The organism is Actinomyces sp. HMSC075B09 (assembly GCF_001812395.1).
Classification (GTDB): domain Bacteria; phylum Actinomycetota; class Actinomycetes; order Actinomycetales; family Actinomycetaceae; genus Gleimia; species Gleimia europaea.
In genome coordinates, this window is record NZ_KV808742.1 from 103,149 (window position 1) to 122,481 (window position 19,333).

Annotated in this window: 19 protein-coding genes and 1 tRNA gene; 9 read left to right on the forward strand and 11 right to left on the reverse strand. The window is 57.2% G+C overall.

The features are described 5' to 3' along the window. Positions 1–136 precede the first annotated feature (136 nt). Positions 137–580, reverse strand: a complete 444-nt coding sequence (locus tag HMPREF2854_RS08790) for a recombinase family protein (protein WP_223845690.1) — start codon at positions 578–580, stop codon at positions 137–139. Between the two features lie 290 nt (positions 581–870). Here HMPREF2854_RS08790 and HMPREF2854_RS07260 point away from each other — a divergent pair, with 290 nt between their 5' ends. Both HMPREF2854_RS07260 and HMPREF2854_RS07265 read left to right on the forward strand, forming a co-directional pair. Next, positions 871–1,230 carry a Cd(II)/Pb(II)-sensing metalloregulatory transcriptional regulator CmtR gene (locus tag HMPREF2854_RS07260; protein WP_034509295.1) on the forward strand — a complete coding sequence of 120 codons (360 nt, stop codon included), beginning with the start codon at positions 871–873 and terminating at the stop codon, positions 1,228–1,230. Next, a complete protein-coding gene (locus HMPREF2854_RS07265; RefSeq protein ID WP_034509298.1) occupies positions 1,227–3,119 on the forward strand; it encodes a heavy metal translocating P-type ATPase in 1,893 nt (630 codons plus the stop codon). The genes HMPREF2854_RS07260 and HMPREF2854_RS07265 overlap by 4 nt, the downstream gene beginning before the upstream one ends. A 271-nt stretch (positions 3,120–3,390) precedes the next feature. Here the strand turns inward: HMPREF2854_RS07265 and ychF are convergent, their stop codons facing one another. After that, positions 3,391–4,476: a redox-regulated ATPase YchF gene (gene ychF, locus HMPREF2854_RS07270; protein WP_070620983.1), complete on the reverse strand. Its 1,086-nt coding sequence runs from the start codon at positions 4,474–4,476 to the stop codon at positions 3,391–3,393. Positions 4,477–4,564: 88 nt separating this feature from the next. On the opposite strand from ychF, the gene HMPREF2854_RS07275 reads away from it, so the two are divergent. After that, positions 4,565–5,605, forward strand: a complete 1,041-nt coding sequence (locus HMPREF2854_RS07275) for a DNA recombination protein RmuC (RefSeq protein WP_052038928.1) — start codon at positions 4,565–4,567, stop codon at positions 5,603–5,605. A gap of 15 nt (positions 5,606–5,620) precedes the next feature. Here HMPREF2854_RS07275 and HMPREF2854_RS07280 read toward each other — a convergent pair whose 3' ends face one another. After that, positions 5,621–6,637 (reverse strand): 4-hydroxy-3-methylbut-2-enyl diphosphate reductase, encoded by a 1,017-nt coding sequence (locus HMPREF2854_RS07280; protein WP_070620985.1) that lies wholly within the window; start codon positions 6,635–6,637, stop codon positions 5,621–5,623. A gap of 130 nt (positions 6,638–6,767) precedes the next feature. Between HMPREF2854_RS07280 and xseA the strand changes: the two genes are divergently transcribed. From xseA to HMPREF2854_RS07295, 3 genes are all read left to right on the forward strand, one after another. Beyond that, positions 6,768–8,096 (forward strand): exodeoxyribonuclease VII large subunit, encoded by a 1,329-nt coding sequence (gene xseA, locus HMPREF2854_RS07285; protein ID WP_070620987.1) that lies wholly within the window; start codon positions 6,768–6,770, stop codon positions 8,094–8,096. A gap of 26 nt (positions 8,097–8,122) precedes the next feature. Beyond that, complete coding sequence (locus tag HMPREF2854_RS07290) at positions 8,123–8,362, forward strand: exodeoxyribonuclease VII small subunit (protein WP_070620989.1); 240 nt, start codon at positions 8,123–8,125, stop codon at positions 8,360–8,362. 161 nt (positions 8,363–8,523) lie between these two features. Beyond that, positions 8,524–9,438, forward strand: coding sequence for a carbohydrate kinase family protein (locus HMPREF2854_RS07295; protein WP_034509315.1), 915 nt, complete (start codon positions 8,524–8,526; stop codon positions 9,436–9,438). A gap of 109 nt (positions 9,439–9,547) precedes the next feature. On the opposite strand, the gene pflA is transcribed toward HMPREF2854_RS07295, so the two are convergent. The 4 genes from pflA to HMPREF2854_RS07315 form a co-directional block, all read right to left on the reverse strand. Next, a complete protein-coding gene (gene pflA / locus HMPREF2854_RS07300; RefSeq protein WP_070620990.1) occupies positions 9,548–10,462 on the reverse strand; it encodes a pyruvate formate-lyase-activating protein in 915 nt (304 codons plus the stop codon). Positions 10,463–10,467: 5 nt separating this feature from the next. Continuing rightward, positions 10,468–10,719, reverse strand: a complete 252-nt coding sequence (gene grcA2, locus HMPREF2854_RS07305) for an autonomous glycyl radical cofactor GrcA2 (RefSeq protein WP_034509318.1) — start codon at positions 10,717–10,719, stop codon at positions 10,468–10,470. Positions 10,720–10,723: 4 nt separating this feature from the next. Continuing rightward, on the reverse strand, positions 10,724–12,832 hold the full coding sequence (locus tag HMPREF2854_RS07310; protein ID WP_070620993.1) for a pyruvate formate lyase family protein: 2,109 nt from the start codon (positions 12,830–12,832) through the stop codon (positions 10,724–10,726). A 163-nt stretch (positions 12,833–12,995) separates the two neighbouring features. Further along, entirely contained in the window at positions 12,996–13,760 is a 765-nt protein-coding gene (locus tag HMPREF2854_RS07315; protein WP_070620995.1) for an isoprenyl transferase, read from the reverse strand. A gap of 145 nt (positions 13,761–13,905) precedes the next feature. Here HMPREF2854_RS07315 and HMPREF2854_RS07320 point away from each other — a divergent pair, with 145 nt between their 5' ends. Both HMPREF2854_RS07320 and greA read left to right on the forward strand, forming a co-directional pair. Further along, on the forward strand, positions 13,906–14,616 hold the full coding sequence (locus HMPREF2854_RS07320) for a PAQR family membrane homeostasis protein TrhA (protein WP_083309454.1): 711 nt from the start codon (positions 13,906–13,908) through the stop codon (positions 14,614–14,616). Positions 14,617–14,713: 97 nt separating this feature from the next. Further along, on the forward strand, positions 14,714–15,193 hold the full coding sequence (gene greA, locus HMPREF2854_RS07325) for a transcription elongation factor GreA (RefSeq protein WP_034509328.1): 480 nt from the start codon (positions 14,714–14,716) through the stop codon (positions 15,191–15,193). A 161-nt stretch (positions 15,194–15,354) separates the two neighbouring features. Here greA and HMPREF2854_RS07330 read toward each other — a convergent pair whose 3' ends face one another. Next, complete coding sequence (locus tag HMPREF2854_RS07330) at positions 15,355–16,785, reverse strand: AI-2E family transporter (protein ID WP_070620997.1); 1,431 nt, start codon at positions 16,783–16,785, stop codon at positions 15,355–15,357. A gap of 121 nt (positions 16,786–16,906) precedes the next feature. On the opposite strand from HMPREF2854_RS07330, the gene msrA reads away from it, so the two are divergent. Then, entirely contained in the window at positions 16,907–17,536 is a 630-nt protein-coding gene (gene msrA / locus HMPREF2854_RS07335) for a peptide-methionine (S)-S-oxide reductase MsrA (RefSeq protein ID WP_070620998.1), read from the forward strand. 91 nt (positions 17,537–17,627) lie between these two features. Here the strand turns inward: msrA and HMPREF2854_RS07340 are convergent, their stop codons facing one another. The 3 genes from HMPREF2854_RS07340 to HMPREF2854_RS07350 all read right to left on the reverse strand — a co-directional run bounded on the left by HMPREF2854_RS07340 (position 17,628) and on the right by HMPREF2854_RS07350 (position 19,136). After that, positions 17,628–18,029 carry an FKBP-type peptidyl-prolyl cis-trans isomerase gene (locus tag HMPREF2854_RS07340; RefSeq protein WP_070621000.1) on the reverse strand — a complete coding sequence of 134 codons (402 nt, stop codon included), beginning with the start codon at positions 18,027–18,029 and terminating at the stop codon, positions 17,628–17,630. Between the two features lie 13 nt (positions 18,030–18,042). After that, a complete protein-coding gene (locus tag HMPREF2854_RS07345) occupies positions 18,043–18,972 on the reverse strand; it encodes a Bax inhibitor-1/YccA family protein (protein ID WP_070621002.1) in 930 nt (309 codons plus the stop codon). Between the two features lie 87 nt (positions 18,973–19,059). Further along, positions 19,060–19,136 (reverse strand) — tRNA-Leu (locus HMPREF2854_RS07350). Between the last annotated feature and the right edge of the window lie 197 nt (positions 19,137–19,333).

Here is a 19,333-nt window from a genome sequence, read left to right on the forward strand (position 1 = left end):
GTTGAAACGGAGCCGGGCATGGCAAATGGCCGCCCGGCTAAAGGACCGGAGCGGTTTTTGACCCGCGGGAGGGAGAAAACCGCCTTAGCGGTTGGTGAGCGGCCGCATGAAAACGGAACCTGAAATCAACATGGTTCTATCGTATCCAATTAATCTCACAGGGTGCAATACGGTGAGAAAGAAGACAACCGCACCGCAACAGTGCAAGACCTCTCTGGATTGGAATTTGTCCTACCTTCGGGGCGTCATACAGACGCCACTGGCGTATTTTGTCTCTGGGCAACGAGGGGGAGTTACCCCCACCTCCGAATGTTTTTAAGGTGCACCCCTGATTACGCTGGGGTGCGGGAGTAATTCTGTCCGACCGATCGGACTGTCCAGCGAGGTCCCAGCAGATGATCGCGTCGATTTCGCCGCGTTCGAGGGATGCCACCATGGCGTCGTAGTTGGGGCGAGCCACATTCTTCTTTGACGCGGAAATGGACTGATCGACGTCGTTATGTCCTATGTCCAACGTGCAAGCCACGCTGCTTTGCAATGACTTCACAGTCCTGAGGCTGCAGGTCGATGGTGCGGCCATCCACGTCAGCGTCTCGTGAGATACGACGGCAAATAGGAGCGCGTGTTGTCAAACGCTATTAATAAGGCCCTTAGCTACACGTTGTACTTAAATTCAACGGTATGTAGTTGCAAAGTTACTTTCTCGAGAACCTCGCCGCCCACGTCGCTCCCGCGTTGGGCGGCAGCCGAACCACAAAGGATCAGTCATCTGCTATCCCATCGACTAATTCTTGCAGGTCGCAGGACCTTCGCGTAACTGTCAGGTCAGCGCATTTTGAATAGTTCAGCACACGATATATTGTTCAGCACATGCTGACCATTGCTTCACGCCTCGACGTCATGAACCGGCTCGGCCGGGCCATGGCGGATCCGACGCGCTCCAGAATCCTGATGACACTACTCGACGGCCCGAGCTACCCAGCCGTGCTTTCGCGCGACCTGGGCCTGACCCGCTCGAACGTCTCGAACCACCTGACCTGCCTGCGTGACTGCGGCATCGTCGTTGCCGAGCCGGAGGGCCGCAAGACACGCTACGAAATCGCCGATCCGCACCTCGCGGCAGCGCTCAACGCGCTGGTGAACGCGACGTTGGCTGTCGACGAAAACGCCCCGTGCATCGACCCTGCATGCTCGGTGCCCGGCTGCGGCGAGAAGGGAGCGGACGCATGAGCTCGGCGTGTGGATGCGAACACGAACCCGCCGCGGAGGTCGAAGAGCTCGATCGGCCATGGTTGAAGGACCCCGAGTTGCTGCTGCCGATCTTCTCCGGCGTAGCCCTCTGCATAGGCCTGGCGCTGGGCTGGTCCGGGCTAGCGACACCCGCGACAGTACTGTTCTGGGTCGGCCTGCTGCTAGGGGCGTATACGTTCGCGCCCGGCGCGATCCGGAACCTTGTCACGAAGCGCAAGCTCGGCATTGGTTTGCTGATGACGATCAGCGCGGTCGGCGCGGTGATCCTCGGTTACGTCGGGGAGGCCGCGGCGCTAGCGTTCCTGTATTCGATCGCCGAGGCGCTTGAAGATAAGGCGATGGATCGGGCCCAGAGCGGACTGCGGGCACTGTTGAAGTTGGTACCGCAGACCGCGACGGTGCTGCGCGACGGCACGGCGGTCGAGGTCGCAGCGAAGGAGCTCATGGCTGGCGAGCTGATGCTCGTGCGCCCCGGAGAGCGGATCGCCACGGACGGCATCATTCGGTCTGGGCGCTCCAGCCTTGACACCTCAGCGATCACCGGAGAATCCATTCCGGAGGAGGTTGCGCCCGGCGACGAGGTGCCCGCGGGAGCGATCAACTCCGCCGGTGTGCTGGAAGTCCAGACGACCGCAGCTGGAACGGACAACTCGCTGACCACACTCGTGGACCTGGTCGAGCAGGCGCAGGCGGAAAAGGGCGACCGCGCCCGGATCGCCGACCGGATTGCCCGACCCCTCGTGCCCGGGGTGATGATCCTGGCGGTGCTAGTCGGCGTGATCGGCTCGCTGCTGGGCGACCCCGAGACGTGGATCACCCGTGCGTTGGTGGTTCTGGTCGCAGCGTCGCCGTGCGCGCTGGCAATCTCCGTGCCGCTGACGGTCGTGGCCGCGATCGGCGCGGCCAGCCAGTTCGGCGTGGTCATCAAGTCTGGCGCGGCGTTCGAGCGGCTCGGCGGCATCCGTCACCTGGCGGTGGACAAGACCGGAACCCTCACCCGCAACCAGCCCGAGGTTACCGGCGTGGTCCCGGCAGACGGGTTCGATCGGGCGCAGGTGCTTACTTTCGCTGCGGCAGTTGAGCAGCAATCGACGCACCCCCTCGCCGCGGCGATCGCGGCAGCGGAGCCCGAAGCACCCGCCGCCCTGGACATCAGCGAGGAAGCCGGACATGGCATCGGCGGCACCGTCGAAGGCCGACGCCTGCTGGTCGGCAGCCCCCGGTGGATCGACGCCGGGCCACTGAAGGGAGACGTTGAGCGCATGGAATCCGAAGGCCAGACCTGCGTCCTGGTCACCGTCGATGACACCCTCGCCGGAGCGATCGGCGTCCGCGACGAGCTGCGGCCCGAGGTGCCCGAAGCCGTGCAGACCCTGCGCGCCAACGATGTGGAAGTGAGCATGCTCACCGGCGACAACACTCGTACCGCCCGGGCGCTGGCTGAAATCGCCGGAATCGACGACGTGCGCGCCGAGCTGCGCCCAGAGGACAAGGCAAGCATCGTAGCCGAACTCTCCTCCAAGACGCCGACGGCGATGATCGGCGACGGCATCAACGACGCGCCGGCACTGGCGGGCGCAACGGTGGGCATTGCGATGGGAGCAACCGGCTCTGACGCCGCGATCGAGTCCGCTGACGTCGCCTTCACTGGCCACGACCTCCGGCTGATCCCGCAGGCGCTGCAGCACGCCCGCCGAGGCAGCAGGATCATCAACCAAAACATCGTGCTGTCTCTGGCTATCATTATCGTGTTGATGCCACTGGCGATCAGCGGTGTGCTGGGCCTGGCCGCCGTCGTGTTGGTTCACGAAGTCGCCGAAGTCATCGTGATCTTGAACGGCCTGCGGGCTGCACGAGCGAAACGCTGAGGCTGTGACCGGCAAGTCTTATAAGAGTTAAACCACGCGCCGAGCGCACACACGTTGGACCAGGCGAGTCATTCGAGTTCACCACCTGGTCCTTCTCGATGCGTGCAGGCACGGGAACTGTGGGTGAACCTAATAGTTCAACGGCCCGATACCGCTTGCAGATTCTACACTCGAGGTAGCGGAATGGACCGAGGCCGAACGAAAACCGGAGATAGAGACAGCGCTCTTCAACCTACCCCCCAATAACGCGAAACGTCATTAACGCTCCGCGTTACACGTTAAATTTGAACTCCACCACGTCGCCGTCTTGCATCACGTAGTCTTTGCCTTCCAAGCGTAGCAGGCCTTCAGCGCGGGCCTCCGCGATCGAGCCGGCCTTCACTAGGTCCGCGAACGAGACGACCTCGGCCTTAATAAAGCCGCGCTCAAAGTCCGTGTGAATCACGCCAGCAGCCTGGGGCGCCGTCCAGCCTTTGCGGATCGTCCACGCGCGAGCTTCCTTCGGGCCAGCCGTCAAATAGGTTTGCAAACCAAGCGTGTCAAAACCAACTCGCGCAAGCTTATCCAAGCCGGATTCTTCCTGGCCAACCTCGCCAAGCATCTCGCGAGCCTCGTCCTCGTCAAGCTCCACCAGCTCCGACTCAAACTGGGCGTCCAAGAACACGGCCTCCGCTGGAGCAACAAGTTCGCGCAGCTCCGCCATTTTCGCCTCGTCCTCAAGGCCCTCGCTGTCCATGTTAAATACATAGATAAAAGGCTTCGCAGTCATCAGCTGGAACGACTTAACGATGGCCGGGTCAAGGCCAGCAGCCTTCATACCTGCGGAGATGAGTGTGCCTCGCTCCAGCATTTCGAGACACGCCTGCGCGGTAGACAAGTACTCCGGCTCAATGCGCTTGCCCCGCACTTCTTTTTCAAGCTTCGGTAGCTGACGTTCAAGGGTTTGCATGTCGGCAAGCATGAGCTCAGTTGAGACCGTCTCGATATCGTCCTTGGGCGACACTTTACCGTCGACGTGGACAACATCAGGATCGGCAAACGCGCGCGTTACCTGACAGATCGCGTCGGCCTCACGAATATTAGCGAGGAACTGGTTGCCCAAGCCCTCACCTTCGGAAGCACCCCGCACAATCCCCGCAATATCAACGAAAGACACAGTCGCATTAATGATCTTTTCGGACCCGAAAATGCCGGCAAGCTCTTTCAACCGTTCATCCGGGAGTGGAACCACACCAATATTCGGCTCAATCGTTGCGAATGGGTAGTTCGCTGCTAGAACGGTTGCGCGAGTGAGCGCGTTGAACAACGTCGACTTCCCAACGTTTGGAAGTCCTGCAATACCAATAGTCAAAGCCACGCCTATAGTTTAGGCCACGGGCGTTGATTAAAAAATTGCGAGGCAGGGCGTCCAAAATTTTGTCCGCCCCATCCGGTCTAATAGAACCATGACAACAATTGGCTGGATCATTTCTTTAATACTGCTGGTAGTCGGACTCGTTAGCGGATACTTTGCGGGCCGGTACGCCCAGCCGCGCCCGAGCACCCCCGAGAACGAGGGCGTAGCGCGTGACGCTTTGGCTTACCAGATTTCTAAAGAGCTAGCGCCGCTAAATCAGGCACTACATGCCATTGATGCGCGAGTTGGGCAAATGGATGCGGCGCAAAAGCATCAACTCGACTGGGTCATCTCCGAACTTGGTCTCAGCCAGAAAACCGGGCGCGAGGTTCTTGCCGCCACACAAAAGCTCGATACAGCGCTAAGGTCCTCTCCCACTCGCGGATCTTGGGGTGAGCTCTCCTTGCGCCGCGTGCTTGAAATGTCGGGCCTGACTAACCGCATTGACTTCCTCGAACAAATGCAGGTTGGCCCGGCGCGGCCAGACGTCGTTGTAAATCTACCGGGCGAGGGTGCTCTCGTAATCGACGCGAAAGTTCCCCTGGACGCCTACCTGAAAGCCATTGACGAGGAGGATTCGAGCGCTTTAAGAGCACATGCAAGCGCGGTGCGCTCCCACGTGAACCAGCTGGCAAACCGGCGCTACAGCGAGGTCATTGCTGGCTCTTTGGACCTAGTGGTCCTATACATGCCCTCTGAAGCGCTCATCTCTGCATCACTCGAAGCTGACCCTGCCCTTTTTGACGACGCCCTTCAAAAAGGCATCATTGTCGCTGGCCCCTCCGCCCTCCACACGCTACTGCGAGTGGTTGGATACTCGTGGGCAAAAGATTCCCTAGAGCAGGATGCGCGCGACATCCTTGAGCTTGGACGCACCCTCACCGAACGCATAAATGTGCTTGGTGAACACCTCGGGAAACTAGGCAGCTCCCTCCAATCCGCGGTTGAGAACTACAATCGCACCATCGGATCGTTCGAGAGCCGATTGGGAGTAACAGCAATCAACATCGCCAGCCTAGAGCGCTCCATCAAGCCTGCTCCTCGCCCCATAGACAAGGCCGCGAGAAGCCTGTCCTCATCCCAAGAATAACGGCGGGTAGCCGCGTCAGCAGGTGTGGTCCGGGCCCGGCGTGCGCCTACCCGTTGCGTCCTCCGCGTCAGCACCCTCGCGTTTTAGCGCCTGACGCAAGTTGCGTGGAAGCGCGAACGTGATCGTCTCGGTGCGCGTACGCACTTCCTCAACCTCACCAAACCCAAGTGACTGTAACCGCTCAATCACTTCGCGCACCAAAATGTCCGGCACCGAAGCACCCGATGTAATACCAACCGTTTCAACGCCTTCCAGCCACGCCAGATCCAGCTCAGCGGCCTCATCGATCCGGTAGGCCGACTTCGCTCCCGCATCCAGTGCCACCTCAACCAAACGCACCGAATTCGAAGAATTTGCCGAGCCCACCACAATCATCAAATCAGCCTGTGGCGCGATAGTCTTTACAACCTCTTGCCGGTTCTGCGTTGCATAACAAATGTCATCCGACGGCGGGTCCATCAAAACCGGGAAGCGCTCGCGCAGCCTGCGCACCGTCTCCATCGTCTCATCGACCGAAAGCGTGGTTTGAGACAGCCACACCACCTTGTTCGGGTCACGCACCGTCACGCTATCCACTTCATCCGGCGTGCCCACAATCTGAATGTGATCCGGAGCCTCACCGTAAGTGCCCTCAACTTCCTCGTGCCCCTCGTGGCCAACAAGAATGATGTCGTAATCCTGCTTCGCGAAGCGTACAGCCTCCTTATGCACCTTCGTAACCAGCGGACACGTTGCATCAATCGTGGAAAGCCCGCGCTGCGCTGCCTCTTCATGCACCTGCGGGGACACGCCGTGCGCGGAAAACACCACGCGCGCCCCCTCGGGCACCTCATGTGTTTCTTCCACAAAAATCGCGCCGCGACGAGACAGGGTCTCTACCACGTAGCGGTTATGCACAATTTCTTTACGCACGTAGATCGGCGGACCGTACAAGTCCAAAGCCTTCTCCACCGCATCTACCGCACGGTCCACGCCCGCGCAGTATCCGCGCGGGGAGGCCAACAAAATTTTTTTACCGAATACGTCACTCACGCCTCTAAGATAGCCGCAAACTGGCGAACTTGCCGCCCGTAACAAACTGAAACAATTTATGTCCCACGTGTTTCGTAAACTAGAAGGTAGCAACACAACTTAGCGCTAGTGGGCGCTCACAGGGGGAAGCATGGAAGTTAGGACCACGCCGAGTCGCGGCGCGGACAAACCAGCGCTTGCAAAAGTAGCGCGCGAAACCACTCGGGAAAACCCGTGGCCTCTTGCCCTGCTCTCTAAGAACATGAAGCAGTACATTGACCGCATGTCCGCCCTGTGGGTTGAAGGCCAAATCGTTCAACTCAACGAGCGCCCCTCCACCCGCATGTCATTCCTAACCATCAGAGACGTAGATGAGGACGTCTCAATGGATGTAACGGTTTTTGGCGGAGTCCTTCAAAGAACGGGCGGAGCTGTCCAAGCGGGTACACGCGTAGTTGCATACGTAAAACCCACGTTCTGGGAACGCTCTGGGCGGCTCAACCTGCAAGCTAGCGAAATTCACCCGGTTGGAGTTGGCGACCTACTGGCACAGATCGAGCAACTGCGCCAGAAACTGCAAGCCGAGGGCCTGTTCAACGCCGAACACAAGAAGCTTCTACCTTTTCTTCCTCGCACCATCGGCCTCATTTGCGGGCGAAACGCGAAAGCTAAAGACGACGTGCTTGTGAACGCTATGGCGCGTTGGCCCGGCGCACGCTTCGAAATCCGCGAGGTACTCGTACAAGGCCCCAACTGTCCTCCCGAAGTTAGTGCAGCCATCGCAGAGCTCGATGCGATTGAAAGCGTGGACGTCATCATTGTTGCGCGTGGAGGTGGTTCTGTTGAAGACCTGCTTCCCTTTTCCGATGAGCGCATCATCCGAGCCGCATTCAAAGCTAACAAGCCCGTAGTTTCGGCAATCGGGCACGAGGGTGACGCTCCCCTACTGGATCTCGTCGCAGACGTGCGCGCATCTACTCCAACCGACGCCGCGCGTAAAGTCGTGCCCGATCTGAAAGAAGAACACGCAAATCTCGCGCGCGCGTTGGAAAGCATTCGCTCACGCGCGCAGATGCAGATCAAGCGCGAGAGCGAGTACCTCAACCTGTTAAAAGACAGGCCCGTGTTGAAAGAGCCAACCGGCTCTCTACAGATCTACAAGACTGGGCTAACTCAGGCGGTTACGAACATGCGCCACTTTGTGAGTGCGCGCATCGACCGCGAGCGCGCTGGCCTTGTTGAGGCAGCCGCGACCTTGCGGGCGCTCTCACCGCAGGCCACTTTGGAGCGTGGTTACTCGATTGTTAAAGCTCCCGGCGTTGGCCTTGTTAAAGACTCTGCGAGTGTGAAGAAGGGTGACATTTTGGAAATTATGCTTGCCCGTGGCTCCATGATCGCAACCGTGTTTGGAACCCAGCCCGCGCATGGGGTGGATGAAGCGGACCAGTCTGCAAAATCAGATTCCCCCACAACGAACTAGATACTTTACAAAAGAGGAGAGAGAAAATGGATAAGGAAAAGTTGATTGACCCCGGTCAGCTTTCATACGAGCAGGCCCGCGATGAGCTGGTACAGATTGTGAAGATGCTTGAAAGCGGGAAAACTCCGCTGGAGGAGACGCTTACTCTTTGGGAGCGCGGTGAAGCTCTTGCCGCACGCTGTCATGCTGTTTTGAGCGCTGCAGAACAGCGCATTGAACAAGCCCGCGCCGACTCGTCCCCCGCTCATGAAACTACGGCAGAGTAGCGAAGGCTCATCTCAGTAAGAGCTCAAAACCTCCGGATACCGGGCAGTACCCAACGGTTCCCTCATCTGCGATCGGCATACGTTCAGAGATTGAAAGGGCCAAACCGCGCCCAGGGTGAACATATACACTGAGATCAAAATCTCGAGAGTATGGAAGTCCAATGATTAATCCAAACGCACTGATAATCGGCGAAGCCCTGGTGGACATTGTTGTTCCCCAGCGCGGTGAGTCAAAAGAAATTCCTGGCGGGTCTCCCGCAAACGTTGCTCTTACACTCGGCCGGCTTGACCGCAATGCTCGCCTACTCACGTGGCTGGGCTCAGATGCGCGCGGCCAGCTCGTGCGCAAGCACCTGGAAGAGTCCAACGTGGTCGTATCAGAAGAGTCGATGCGTGCCGAAAAGACCTCTACCGCTCTAGCCAGGCTCGACGAAACAGGCGCCGCAACCTACACGTTCGACATCGAGTGGAAGCTACCCGAGTGCGAGATCGGTGACGATACCGTGGTTGTACACTCCGGCTCTATTGCCGCAACCCTGGAACCGGGCGGTAGCGATGTCGTGCGGCTTTTGGAAGGAGCGCGCGAAGTAGCCACCGTAACCTATGATCCCAACGCGCGGCCTACCATCATGGGAGATCCCGCTAAGGCATACGAACGCATCAAGGAATGCGTCCGCCTGGCTGACGTAGTAAAAATGTCCGACGAAGACGCTGAGTGGCTAACTGGAAGCTCCGACATAGACCAGGTGGCCCGCGAATGGTTAGAGCTGGGGCCCGCCCTGGTAGTTGTAACCAGAGGTGGCGAGGGCGTAAGCGCATACTTCGGCGACGAAGCTGTACACCTTCCCGCAGCCGATGTGAAGGTAGTGGACACGGTTGGAGCAGGAGACTCGTTCATGGGCGGACTCATCGATGCGCTCTGGAGCGAAAACCTGCTGGGGGCAAACAATCGTTACGCACTTGCTCACATTGATCGCGAATGCGTTATTCGCATGCTTGGCCGAGCTGGGTCGATATCTGCGATCACGGTGTCACGTGCCGGCGCGAACCCGCCGTGGAAGAAAGAACTCATCTAATCCACCAGGTAGATAGAGCAACACAAAACGGCGGTTCAGATTTGAACCGCCGTTTCCATATGGGTGTATCTGCTCAAATGCAACGAGCTTAAGACCGTTACTGACTGAACTAGTGGGTTTCGATCCCGCGGGAACGAAATACTTCTCGCGCAGCTTCGGTTTCTTCTGGTGTTGGAGGCTCTACGTCTTCCAACTCGTATTCCATGCCAAGCGCGTCCCACTTGTCTCGCGCCATCTGGTGGAACGGTAGTACCTCAACACGTTCAACATTGGGCCAGCCTGCCACGATGTCCGCCACGGCCTCGATGTTCTCTTTTTTGTCCGTAAGCCCGGGAACTAGCACAAAACGGACCCACACCCTTTTGCCAAGCTCCGCGAGCCTATTGCCAAACGCGATAGTGGGCTCTAGTTGCGCCTTGGTGGTTTTGAAGTACGTCTGTTGGTCCCCGGCCTTAACATCCAAAAGCACTAGATCAATATCGGCAAGCATGCTATCCGTGCAGTTCACGCCCAGATTCCCCGACGTGTCAATCGTGGTGTGGATCCCCTCCTCCTTGCACGCGCGAAGCAGGTTAGCAAGGAATGCGGGTTGCATGAGCGGCTCGCCGCCAGAAAAAGTTACGCCCCCATTGGTCACCTTGAAGATCGTCTTGTATCGACGCAAACGATCCATGAGGTCATCAAGCAGAACTGGCGTTCCCTTACGCATGTACAGCGTGTCCGGGTTGTGGCAGTACACGCAACGCAAAGGACAGCCCGAGAAAAACACAGTTGCCCGTGTTCCCGGCCCGTCCATTGCGGTCACAAGCTCCCACGAATGTACTGAGCCCAGCTTGCCTTCACGAACGGCCTGGAAATGTTCAGATCGTTCCATGTGCGGGGCAGCGGCAATACCGTTCAGCCCCGCACCTTGCGCTCGGGGAACCTCATGTTCTAAAGGATCGGGGCGGTATTCCCCCGTTGAACCTTCCGAGTAACCGGAAGATCCAGCAAGCGAAGCCCGCCCCGAAGTTACGTCACTCAATCTGCTTACATACCCGCGTGGAAGGTACGAGAGAGCACGTCAAGCTGCTGTTCGCGCGTAAGACGCACGAAGTTAACCGCGTAGCCCGACACGCGCACGGTGAGCTGCGGGTACTTCTCTGGGTTCTCCATTGCATCCTCAAGGGTCTCACGGTTCAACACGTTAATGTTGGCGTGGTACAGGCCCTCAACGCCGCCGGTCGCTTCCCGGTTTGCCTTCATCGATGCGAGGCGTTCATCAAAGCTCTTTACAGTCATTTTGTTAATCCTTCTTGATAAAGCCGGCATCCATGATACCGACGAGGTTCTCAATCTGTTCTTCCAGGTTTCGTCCCAAAGACGAAGGAATGATCGTGTTGGTAAGCGAAATACCGTCCAACGCGTCGGAGTAGTCGAGCTTGCCAACGGAAAGCATGGAAGCAAGCATTCCGTGTGTGTCTGCACCATTTTCTGGGTTTGCACCCGGCGCGAACGGTGTGCCGGCCTGGTGACCCGACGGGAACGAGCCCGTGGCCTTACCGTAAACCACGTTCGAGGTAATCGTCAGCACCGACTGGGTCGGGATTGCATTGCGGTACATCGGGATGGCCTTGATCTTCTCCATCACGGTGTGAACAATCGTTGCCGCAATGTCATCAGCACGGTCATCGTCATTGCCGTAACGCGGAAACTCGCCCTCGGTTACGTAATCAACTACGAGGCCAGTTTCATCACGCACGGGCGTGACCTTCGCGTACTTGATTGCCGACAGCGAGTCCGCAACGATCGACAGGCCCGCGATACCGCAACCCATCGTGCGGGTGATCTGCGAGTCGTGTAGCGCCATTTCCATAGACTCGTAGGCGTAACGGTCGTGACAGTAGTGGATGATGTTCAACGCCTCAACGTAGGTGCCGACCACCCAATCGAGCATTTGCTCGTACTTTTTCCATACCTCATCAAAATCCAGCGGACCATCGCCCTCAACCGGAGTATGGTCAGGCACAACCAGCTTGCCGGACACCTCGTCGCGGCCTCCGTTAATGGCGTACAGGAGGGCCTTAGCAGAGTTGACGCGAGCGCCAAAGAACTGCATCTGCTTGCCGACCTTCATCGGGGATACACAGCATGCGATAGCTGCGTCATCTCCCCAGCGGTCGCGGATCTGGTGATCCGACTCGTACTGGATCGAGGATGTCTCGATCGAGACCTTCGCACAGAACTTCTTGTACCCCTCGGGAAGCTCGGGGGACCAGAAGATCGTGATGTTCGGCTCGGGAGCCGGGCCGAGGTTCACCAGGGTCTGGAGCAAGCGGAACGAGGTCTTCGTTACGAGCGTGCGTCCGTCCTCGCCAAAACCACCGTCGGACCAGGTTGCCCAGTACGGGTCACCAGAGAAGATCTGATCGTAAGCTTCGGTACGCAGGAAGCGGACAATGCGAAGTTTGATAACAAGCGCGTCAATGATCTCTTGCGCTTCTTCCTCAGTGAGGATGCCGCGAGCGAAATCGCGCTCAAAGTAAACGTCGAAGAAGCCGGACAGGCGACCGAACGACATTGCGGCACCATCCTGCGACTTAACCGATCCGAGGTAGCCGAAGTAGGTCCACTGCACGGCTTCTTTAGCCGTTGAGGCCGGACGCGAAATGTCGAATCCGTACTTCGAAGCCATGCTCTTCAGCTTGTTCAAAGCTTTGATCTGCTCGGAAATCTCTTCGCGATCACGCGCCCAGTCTTCCGAGAAAGGCTGGTCCGCACAGCGGTCTTTGTCAGCCTGCTTCTGGGCGATCAGGTAATCAACGCCGTAAAGCGCTACGCGACGGTAATCACCGATGATGCGGCCGCGACCGTATGCATCGGGCAACCCCGTGATGATATGCGAGGAGCGAGCCGCGCGGATGCGTGGAGTGTAGATGTCGAATACCGCATCGTTATGCGTCTTCCGGTACTTAGTGAAGATCTTCTTAACTTCTTCATTCGGCTCTTTACCGGCTTCCCTGATGGCGGTTTCAACCATGCGCCACCCACCGGCAGGCATCATCGCGCGCTTCAGCGGAACATCGGTCTGGAGGCCAACCACTACATCGTCATCCTCGCTGATGTAACCAGCGCCGAAAGCATCAACGTCCGCAGGAGTTTCAAGATCAACATCGTAAACGCGGCGCTTGCGCTCTTCCGAGAGGTACTTCTCCTCAAGCGTCTGCCATAGACGCAAAGTTTTTTCCGTTGGGCCGGCTAGGAAGTCCGCTTCACCCAGGTAGGGGGTGTAGTTGCGTTGAATGAAGTCTCGGACATCGATTTCCCAGTCCCAGTTTCCGGTGTTGAAACCTTCCCACTCAGCAAAATCGACTTTTTCACGGCCAGCGTGCTCGTCGACGGAGACAAATGACATTAAACACTCCGATTTCGATTATTTGACTTTCTCTTCACCAACAACGATACCTAACGTGATCACTGATTGGTCGGACATATATGTAAACTTGCTCACTTAACCACCCAAGCTCGTATTTTCTGCACAAACGCAACAAAAAATACAGGTAGCCAGCAAAGTGATTTTACTTACCCAGACGGCGTTCGCGCTGCCCGAAGTCGCGGAGTGCGCGCAAGAAATCAACTCGCCTAAAGTCAGGCCAGTATGCCTCGGTGAAATAGAACTCCGAGTGCACTGACTGCCAGAGCAGGAATCCCGAGAGCCGTTGCTCCCCAGACGTTCTGATCACGAGGTCCGGGTCTGGAACACCGGCGGTATATAGGTGGTCAGTAATGTCATCCACGGTTAGGACATCCGCCACCTCGTCAATACTCAAACCCTTTTGCGAGTATGCGCGAAGCAACGCGCGAACAGCGTCGGTAATCTCGTGCCTGCCGCCATAACCGACGGCAATATTCACATCTAAAGACCCCGGTTCTCGGCCTTTTGCACAGGTTAGGCAGTCTTCAAGTTCGTCTCGAATATCATCGGGCAAGAGCGAGAGGTCGCCAACATATTTCAGGTTCCATCGCCCATCATCTGCCAGACGCCTAGCGGCCTCCGCAATGATTTTGAGGAGCGGGCGAAGTTCGGCTTCATCTCTATCTAAGTTATCGGTTGAAAGCATCCAGAGCGTAACGATCTTGATACCAAGCTCATCGGCCCACTCCAAGAACTCGGTGATCTTGTCAGCACCTTTGCGATGCCCGTAGGCGGTTGCATTGCCGCCTTCCCGCGCCCATCTGCGATTCCCGTCGAGGATAACGCCCACATGCTTTGGCAAACGCTCCGGAGTGAGTTCGGATACAAGCCGTTTTTCGTACAGGCTGTATAACAAACGGTTTTCCATCCCTCACTCCTTCAAAAAATGATTTTACGCTTGCCTTACCTCGATAGTAGATGAGGTTTTATCGGGATTGAAGATAATGCCTCCTTGACCACTAACTTACTCCCGCGTAACCTTAAGTTACCACACCGTAAGTTATGGAGCAGAAATGCAACCTCACCCCCTTAGTGACACCGTCTTATCGGATCCAGATGTGAACTCGTCGCGGTCACTCACACCCCCCTCCATCAAGCCGCTGATGCGCGGTTGGATACACCTTGTCACGGCACCACTGGCGTTCGCCGCCGCCCTCGTCTTGCTAATCCTCGCCCCCACCGCGGGCACGAGGTGGGCATCGGTGGCATACCTCGTGTCTAGCCTGCTCCTATTTGGAATGTCCGCGCTGTATCACCGCGGAAACTGGGGCCCCAAAGCCAATGCTCTTCTGCGCCGGTTTGACCATTCGAATATCTTTCTGCTCATCGCCGGAACCTACACGCCAATCTGTGTGGCATTGCTAAGCCCGGCACAAGCAACCAAGGTGCTGCTAATAGTTTGGATCGGAGCCGCACTAGGCATTGGCACATCAGTATTTTGGCCAAGCGCTCCGCGATGGTTCACAACCCCGATCTACGTACTGCTCGGCTGGGTGGCGCTTTGGTACCTGCCAGACCTATGGCAAGCGGGTGGTCCGGCGGTTGTTTGGCTACTGGTTGCCGGTGGCATCTGCTACACAATCGGCGCCCTCGTGTATGGATTCAAATGGCCCGGGCCAAGCGCACGCGTTTTTGGCTTTCACGAGATATTTCACTCGTTCACGGTTGCAGGATGGGCAACTCATTGCGTTGCCGCGTTTATCGCGGTGCTGTCAGCTACCTAAACACAGGTTTACTTGCTAGAGTGATCACGTCTCGCGCCTGCGACTTGGAACTTCAACTTCCGGGTCGCGGCGTCGTTCGTTTTGTAGGGAGGGCCCAATGGCCGAAAAGACTTGGTTGACGCAGGAAGCATACGACCGGCTCAAGGAAGAGCTCACGCACCGTTCCACGGAGTTGCGCGCTGAGATTGCGCGAAAGATTGACGAGGCACGCCAGGAAGGCGACCTTAAGGAGAACGGCGGCTACCACGCTGCTCGCGACGAGCAGTCGATGAACGAGACGCGCATCCAGCAGCTTGAGAATCTTCTTAAAGAGGCCGAGGTTGGAGAGACGCCGGCTGATGACGGCGTCGTTGAGCTCGGCATGATGGTGACCGCGGAAATCCTGGGCGAGCGCACGGAGTTTCTACTCGGCTCGCGTATGACGGGCACGGGACTAGGGATCGAGGTTTACTCCCCTGATGCTCCTCTTGGCGAAGCCATCATGGGTGCTAAGAAGGGCGACACCGTCTCTTACTACGCGCCCAACGGAAAGGAAATCGCGGTGAAGATCATCGACGCCGTTCCGTACAAGGGCTAATGCGCACATAACGCACACATAAATATTGGCGGTTCTAGGAAATATTCCTAGAACCGCCAATATTTTTATCTGCTAGTCCGCTCTAGATCGCATTTTGACCTGGCGATACTAGGTAAGACGGCGCTCACCTACCTGATAGCACCTCTCTAAAGATAGGAGGACTACTCGGCGGATTCCTCACCATTTTTGGCCGGGGAGTCTTGTAGCACTGCCTTCACAGAATCTGATACTTGCTCGCTAACCTTCGAGTTATCCGCCTCTTCCTCGTCGGCCGTTTCTGCCGGTTCGGCTTCCGGATCGATGCGACGCATATTGGGATCGTAGGAGGTCAAAAGCTGTTCTTCTAAACTTCCGGGAGGCCCGCCCGCACGGTCATTGTCTGTGGCAAGATTCGGGAACTTGTCGTAACCATACAGGTACAGAATCGAAGTGTTGAGGAAGGCCAAAACCGGGACGGCAAATAGCGCGCCCGCAATGCCAAACAGGAACGAACCCGCCGCCACCGCGAGTAGCACCGCAACCGGGTGAAGCGAAACCGCGTTCGACATGAGCCACGGTTGCAACACGTTTCCCTCCAGCTGCTGAACCACCAAGATGACCACCAGCATGAACACGGCGGTCATGAGACCCTGATCAACCAAGGCGACCAACACGGCAATGGTGCCGGTGAGGAATGCACCCACGATCGGAATGAACGAGCCTAGGAAGACCAGAACAGCCAGCGGGATAGCCAGGGGAACACCCAGGAAGAAAGCGCCCAAACCAATACCCGTAGCATCAATAGCGGCCACGAGAATCTGCGCCTTCGCGTACGCACCGAGCGTGGTCCAGCCACGAACCGCAGCTTCGTGAAGCGGCACGCGCGCAGGCTCTGGCATGCAACGCAAGAACCAGATCCAAATCTTGCGTCCATCCTTCAACAGGAAGAACAGGACGAACAGCGCGATCAGGGCACCGGTGAACACATTACCGACCGTGGCCGTGATGGATAATGCCCCCGAAGCAAGACGTTGAGAGTTGTCTTGAACCGCATTTATGATCTCGTCATTAAGCGAATTTAAGTACTTATCAACCGCTTCACTCTCAATGGGAAGCGGCCCCGTCCTAAGCCATTCAGTTAGCCTTGAAAAGCCGTCTGTTGCGCGCGAAACCAGATCGCCAAACTGCGCAATAATTTGCGAGGAAGACAAAGAGATCAGGCCCGCCACAACCCCAATACCAATCAATAGACTGAGCGTGGCACTAGCAGCCTTTGGCATACCGAGCTTGCGGTGAAGCAGTCTATTAATCGGATCAAGCAAGACGGCGAGCAATAGTGCCAACGCCACCGGAATCGCAATGACCGTCACGTACGACAATCCATATGCGACAAGTCCCAGAGCAAAAACAACGATTACCATCCGCCAAGACCATGCGGCCGCAACCTGTAGCGGCCAGCTCACATGATCTTGCACTCGCCTATCCGAATGCGGAGCAGGCTCAATCCTCTCCACTCGTACAGGTTCGGGTTGGATCGACTCGCGAGCCCTCAACAGGGGTTCAGAAAAACGATCAAAAAGATCGCTCACTCGCGTGGCACGACGCTTGGCCATGTGACCTCCAAAGTCTTTATTTTGCCGTCAAGGAAGTATACCGCTTCCGCTGTTTTCAAGCACAAGCGGTCGCGGCATTTACCGCAGACATGTAAGTTGTGACCAGAAGAAAGGTATTCACATGGCTACCCATAGCGGAACTATCGCGGGCAGGACCACACCGGTTGCCTCCCACCTCGGAAATCATCCCGTTTTAAACACTCCCATAGAGGGCCCCTGGGGTGAACCACATGAAGTGCTCTATGTAGGCATGGGATGCTTCTGGGGCGCGGAGCGCATCATGTGGCGCCTGCCTGGAGTAATTGCAACAGCTGCTGGCTACATGGGTGGCACCACAGAAAACCCCACGTATGACGAAGTGTGCACGGGACAGACTGGACACGCCGAGATCGTCCGTGTGGTTTACGACCCGCGCAAGATCAGCACCGAACAGATCCTGAAGGTGTTTTGGGAGAACCACGACCCAACTACACTCAATCGGCAGGGCAATGATCGTGGCACGCAGTACCGCTCCGCGATTTACTACACGAATGAGAGCCAACGCGAGGCTGCTCTAGCAACCCGCGACGCGTTCCAAAACGTTCTAGGCGAGCACGGCAAAGGGCAGATCACCACGGAGATTGTTAGTGAGGGCGAGGCCGGCACGTTCTACCTTGCCGAACGCTACCACCAGGCCTACCTGCACCACATTCCAAACGGGTACTGCAACCACGGACCAAACGGAATGAGTTGCCCCATCGGCATCGTTTAAGACGCGTCGCGTAACCAGCCACGCGGGCAAAACAAAGCGGCGGCCCTCGCCCAAAATGGACTGAAGGCCGCCGCTTCACCTATTGGTTTAACTAGCTGACTCGAACGACGTCAGTCACGAACACGAGCGTGTCTCCACCGCCAATGCCGGCTTGTGGAACACCCGCATCGCCGTAACCAAGTTCAGACGGAATCGACAGCACAACACGCGAGCCTTCACGAATACCGATCAGGCCCTCATCCCAACCGCGAATGACCATGCCGATACCAACGGTGAAAGACAGCGGCTCGCCGCGATCATAGGAGTTGTCGAACATGTTGCCGTTCCAAACCTGACCGAGGTAGTGCGCATCGATCTGGTTACCAGGTGTGATGGGAGCCCCCGCCCCCTCGCGAATCACTTCAACATGCAGACCCGCGGGAGGCTCCTCGGTAAGGAACGCAATAGTGGGCTTGCGCAAGAAGTTATCGGATACTTTCAAAAATTCACTCATGGCGTCAGTCTACTTAATCTCCTGCAGCAGAGCGCAATATTGCCAGCAGACGCAGCACCTCAACATAAATCCACACGGCCGTCACGGTGATTCCAAAAGCCACACGCCAGGCGAAAACGGCGGGTACGCCGGCCTCGACGCCACGCTTTGCCACATCAAAATCTCCAATAAGGCTGTATGTGCCAATCACGATCGCGAGACCGCCTACAATCACCCCGAGGGGGATTCCTAGCACCGTGATGGATCCCAGGCCAAACGGCGTGGTTATAGCCCCCGTCCAGACCAAAACCATGTTCACGAGGTTGTATCCCAGCACCGAGAGAAGGCCAATCAACACAAAACGGTTTGTGCGCGAGGTGTAACGCACCTTGCCGGACGCGAACAGCGCGAGAGCCACCCCGATCACCACGAACGTTGCAATAACTGCCTGCAAAACGATACCCGGATACAGGAACTCAAACAGTAGCGAAAACGCGCCCAGCATGAGGCCCTCTGCAACCGCGTAAGCCGCAATCAGACCGGGGCGAATCGTCTTCGAGAAGATGTTCACCATTGCCAGGATGAGGCTGGCGATCATGCCGCCAAACACGAGCGGGACGGCAAGGGAAGGCGACATGCGAATCCCGAACCAAGCCACAACCGCGCCTAGAAGCACGAGGGCAAACATCGAGCCCGTCTTCACAATCACGTCGTCATAGGTCATGCGCCCGGTATTAACCGCGTCCGCGGCCGGAGCCCTGTAGGCGTCCTCAAACTGATCCATGGGCGCGGTACCCGGAGCGGTTTCCTGCGGGCGATGCGCTGTAGCGTGCGGATCAAATCGGCTCGACCCCGCATCTTGCATACCAGGGCGGCCCGGCTCGTAGCCCGGCATCGTTGGATATCCAGCGGGAGTTTTAGAAATCTCCCTATCGAGCTCTACCATCACGGGATTACCGCTCATATGCATCCGCTCCTAAATATAGCTGTCTCGTGAATTGCTATGAATATAACGAACTTTGCACGTGGCCGAAACATTTAACTGCCAACTTGGTACCCCCAGCCGGGCTCGAACCGGCACTCGGTCGATTTTAAGTCGACTGCCTCTACCAATTGGGCTATGGGGGCTCGCGCCCATTCTACGGGCAAAATGCCTGGTTACACCAAACGCGCCTGCCGGCCCCATTTCCAATAAACAACACGAAGCAGGTACAAACTGTTACAAATCGCACGGTTTCGCCCACATTTTAATCTTGTCCACTCATGGGGCGGGCAGATTTATTAGAGTCGAGGATAAGGTGTGTCTCGCGCGAGGCACCGAATAT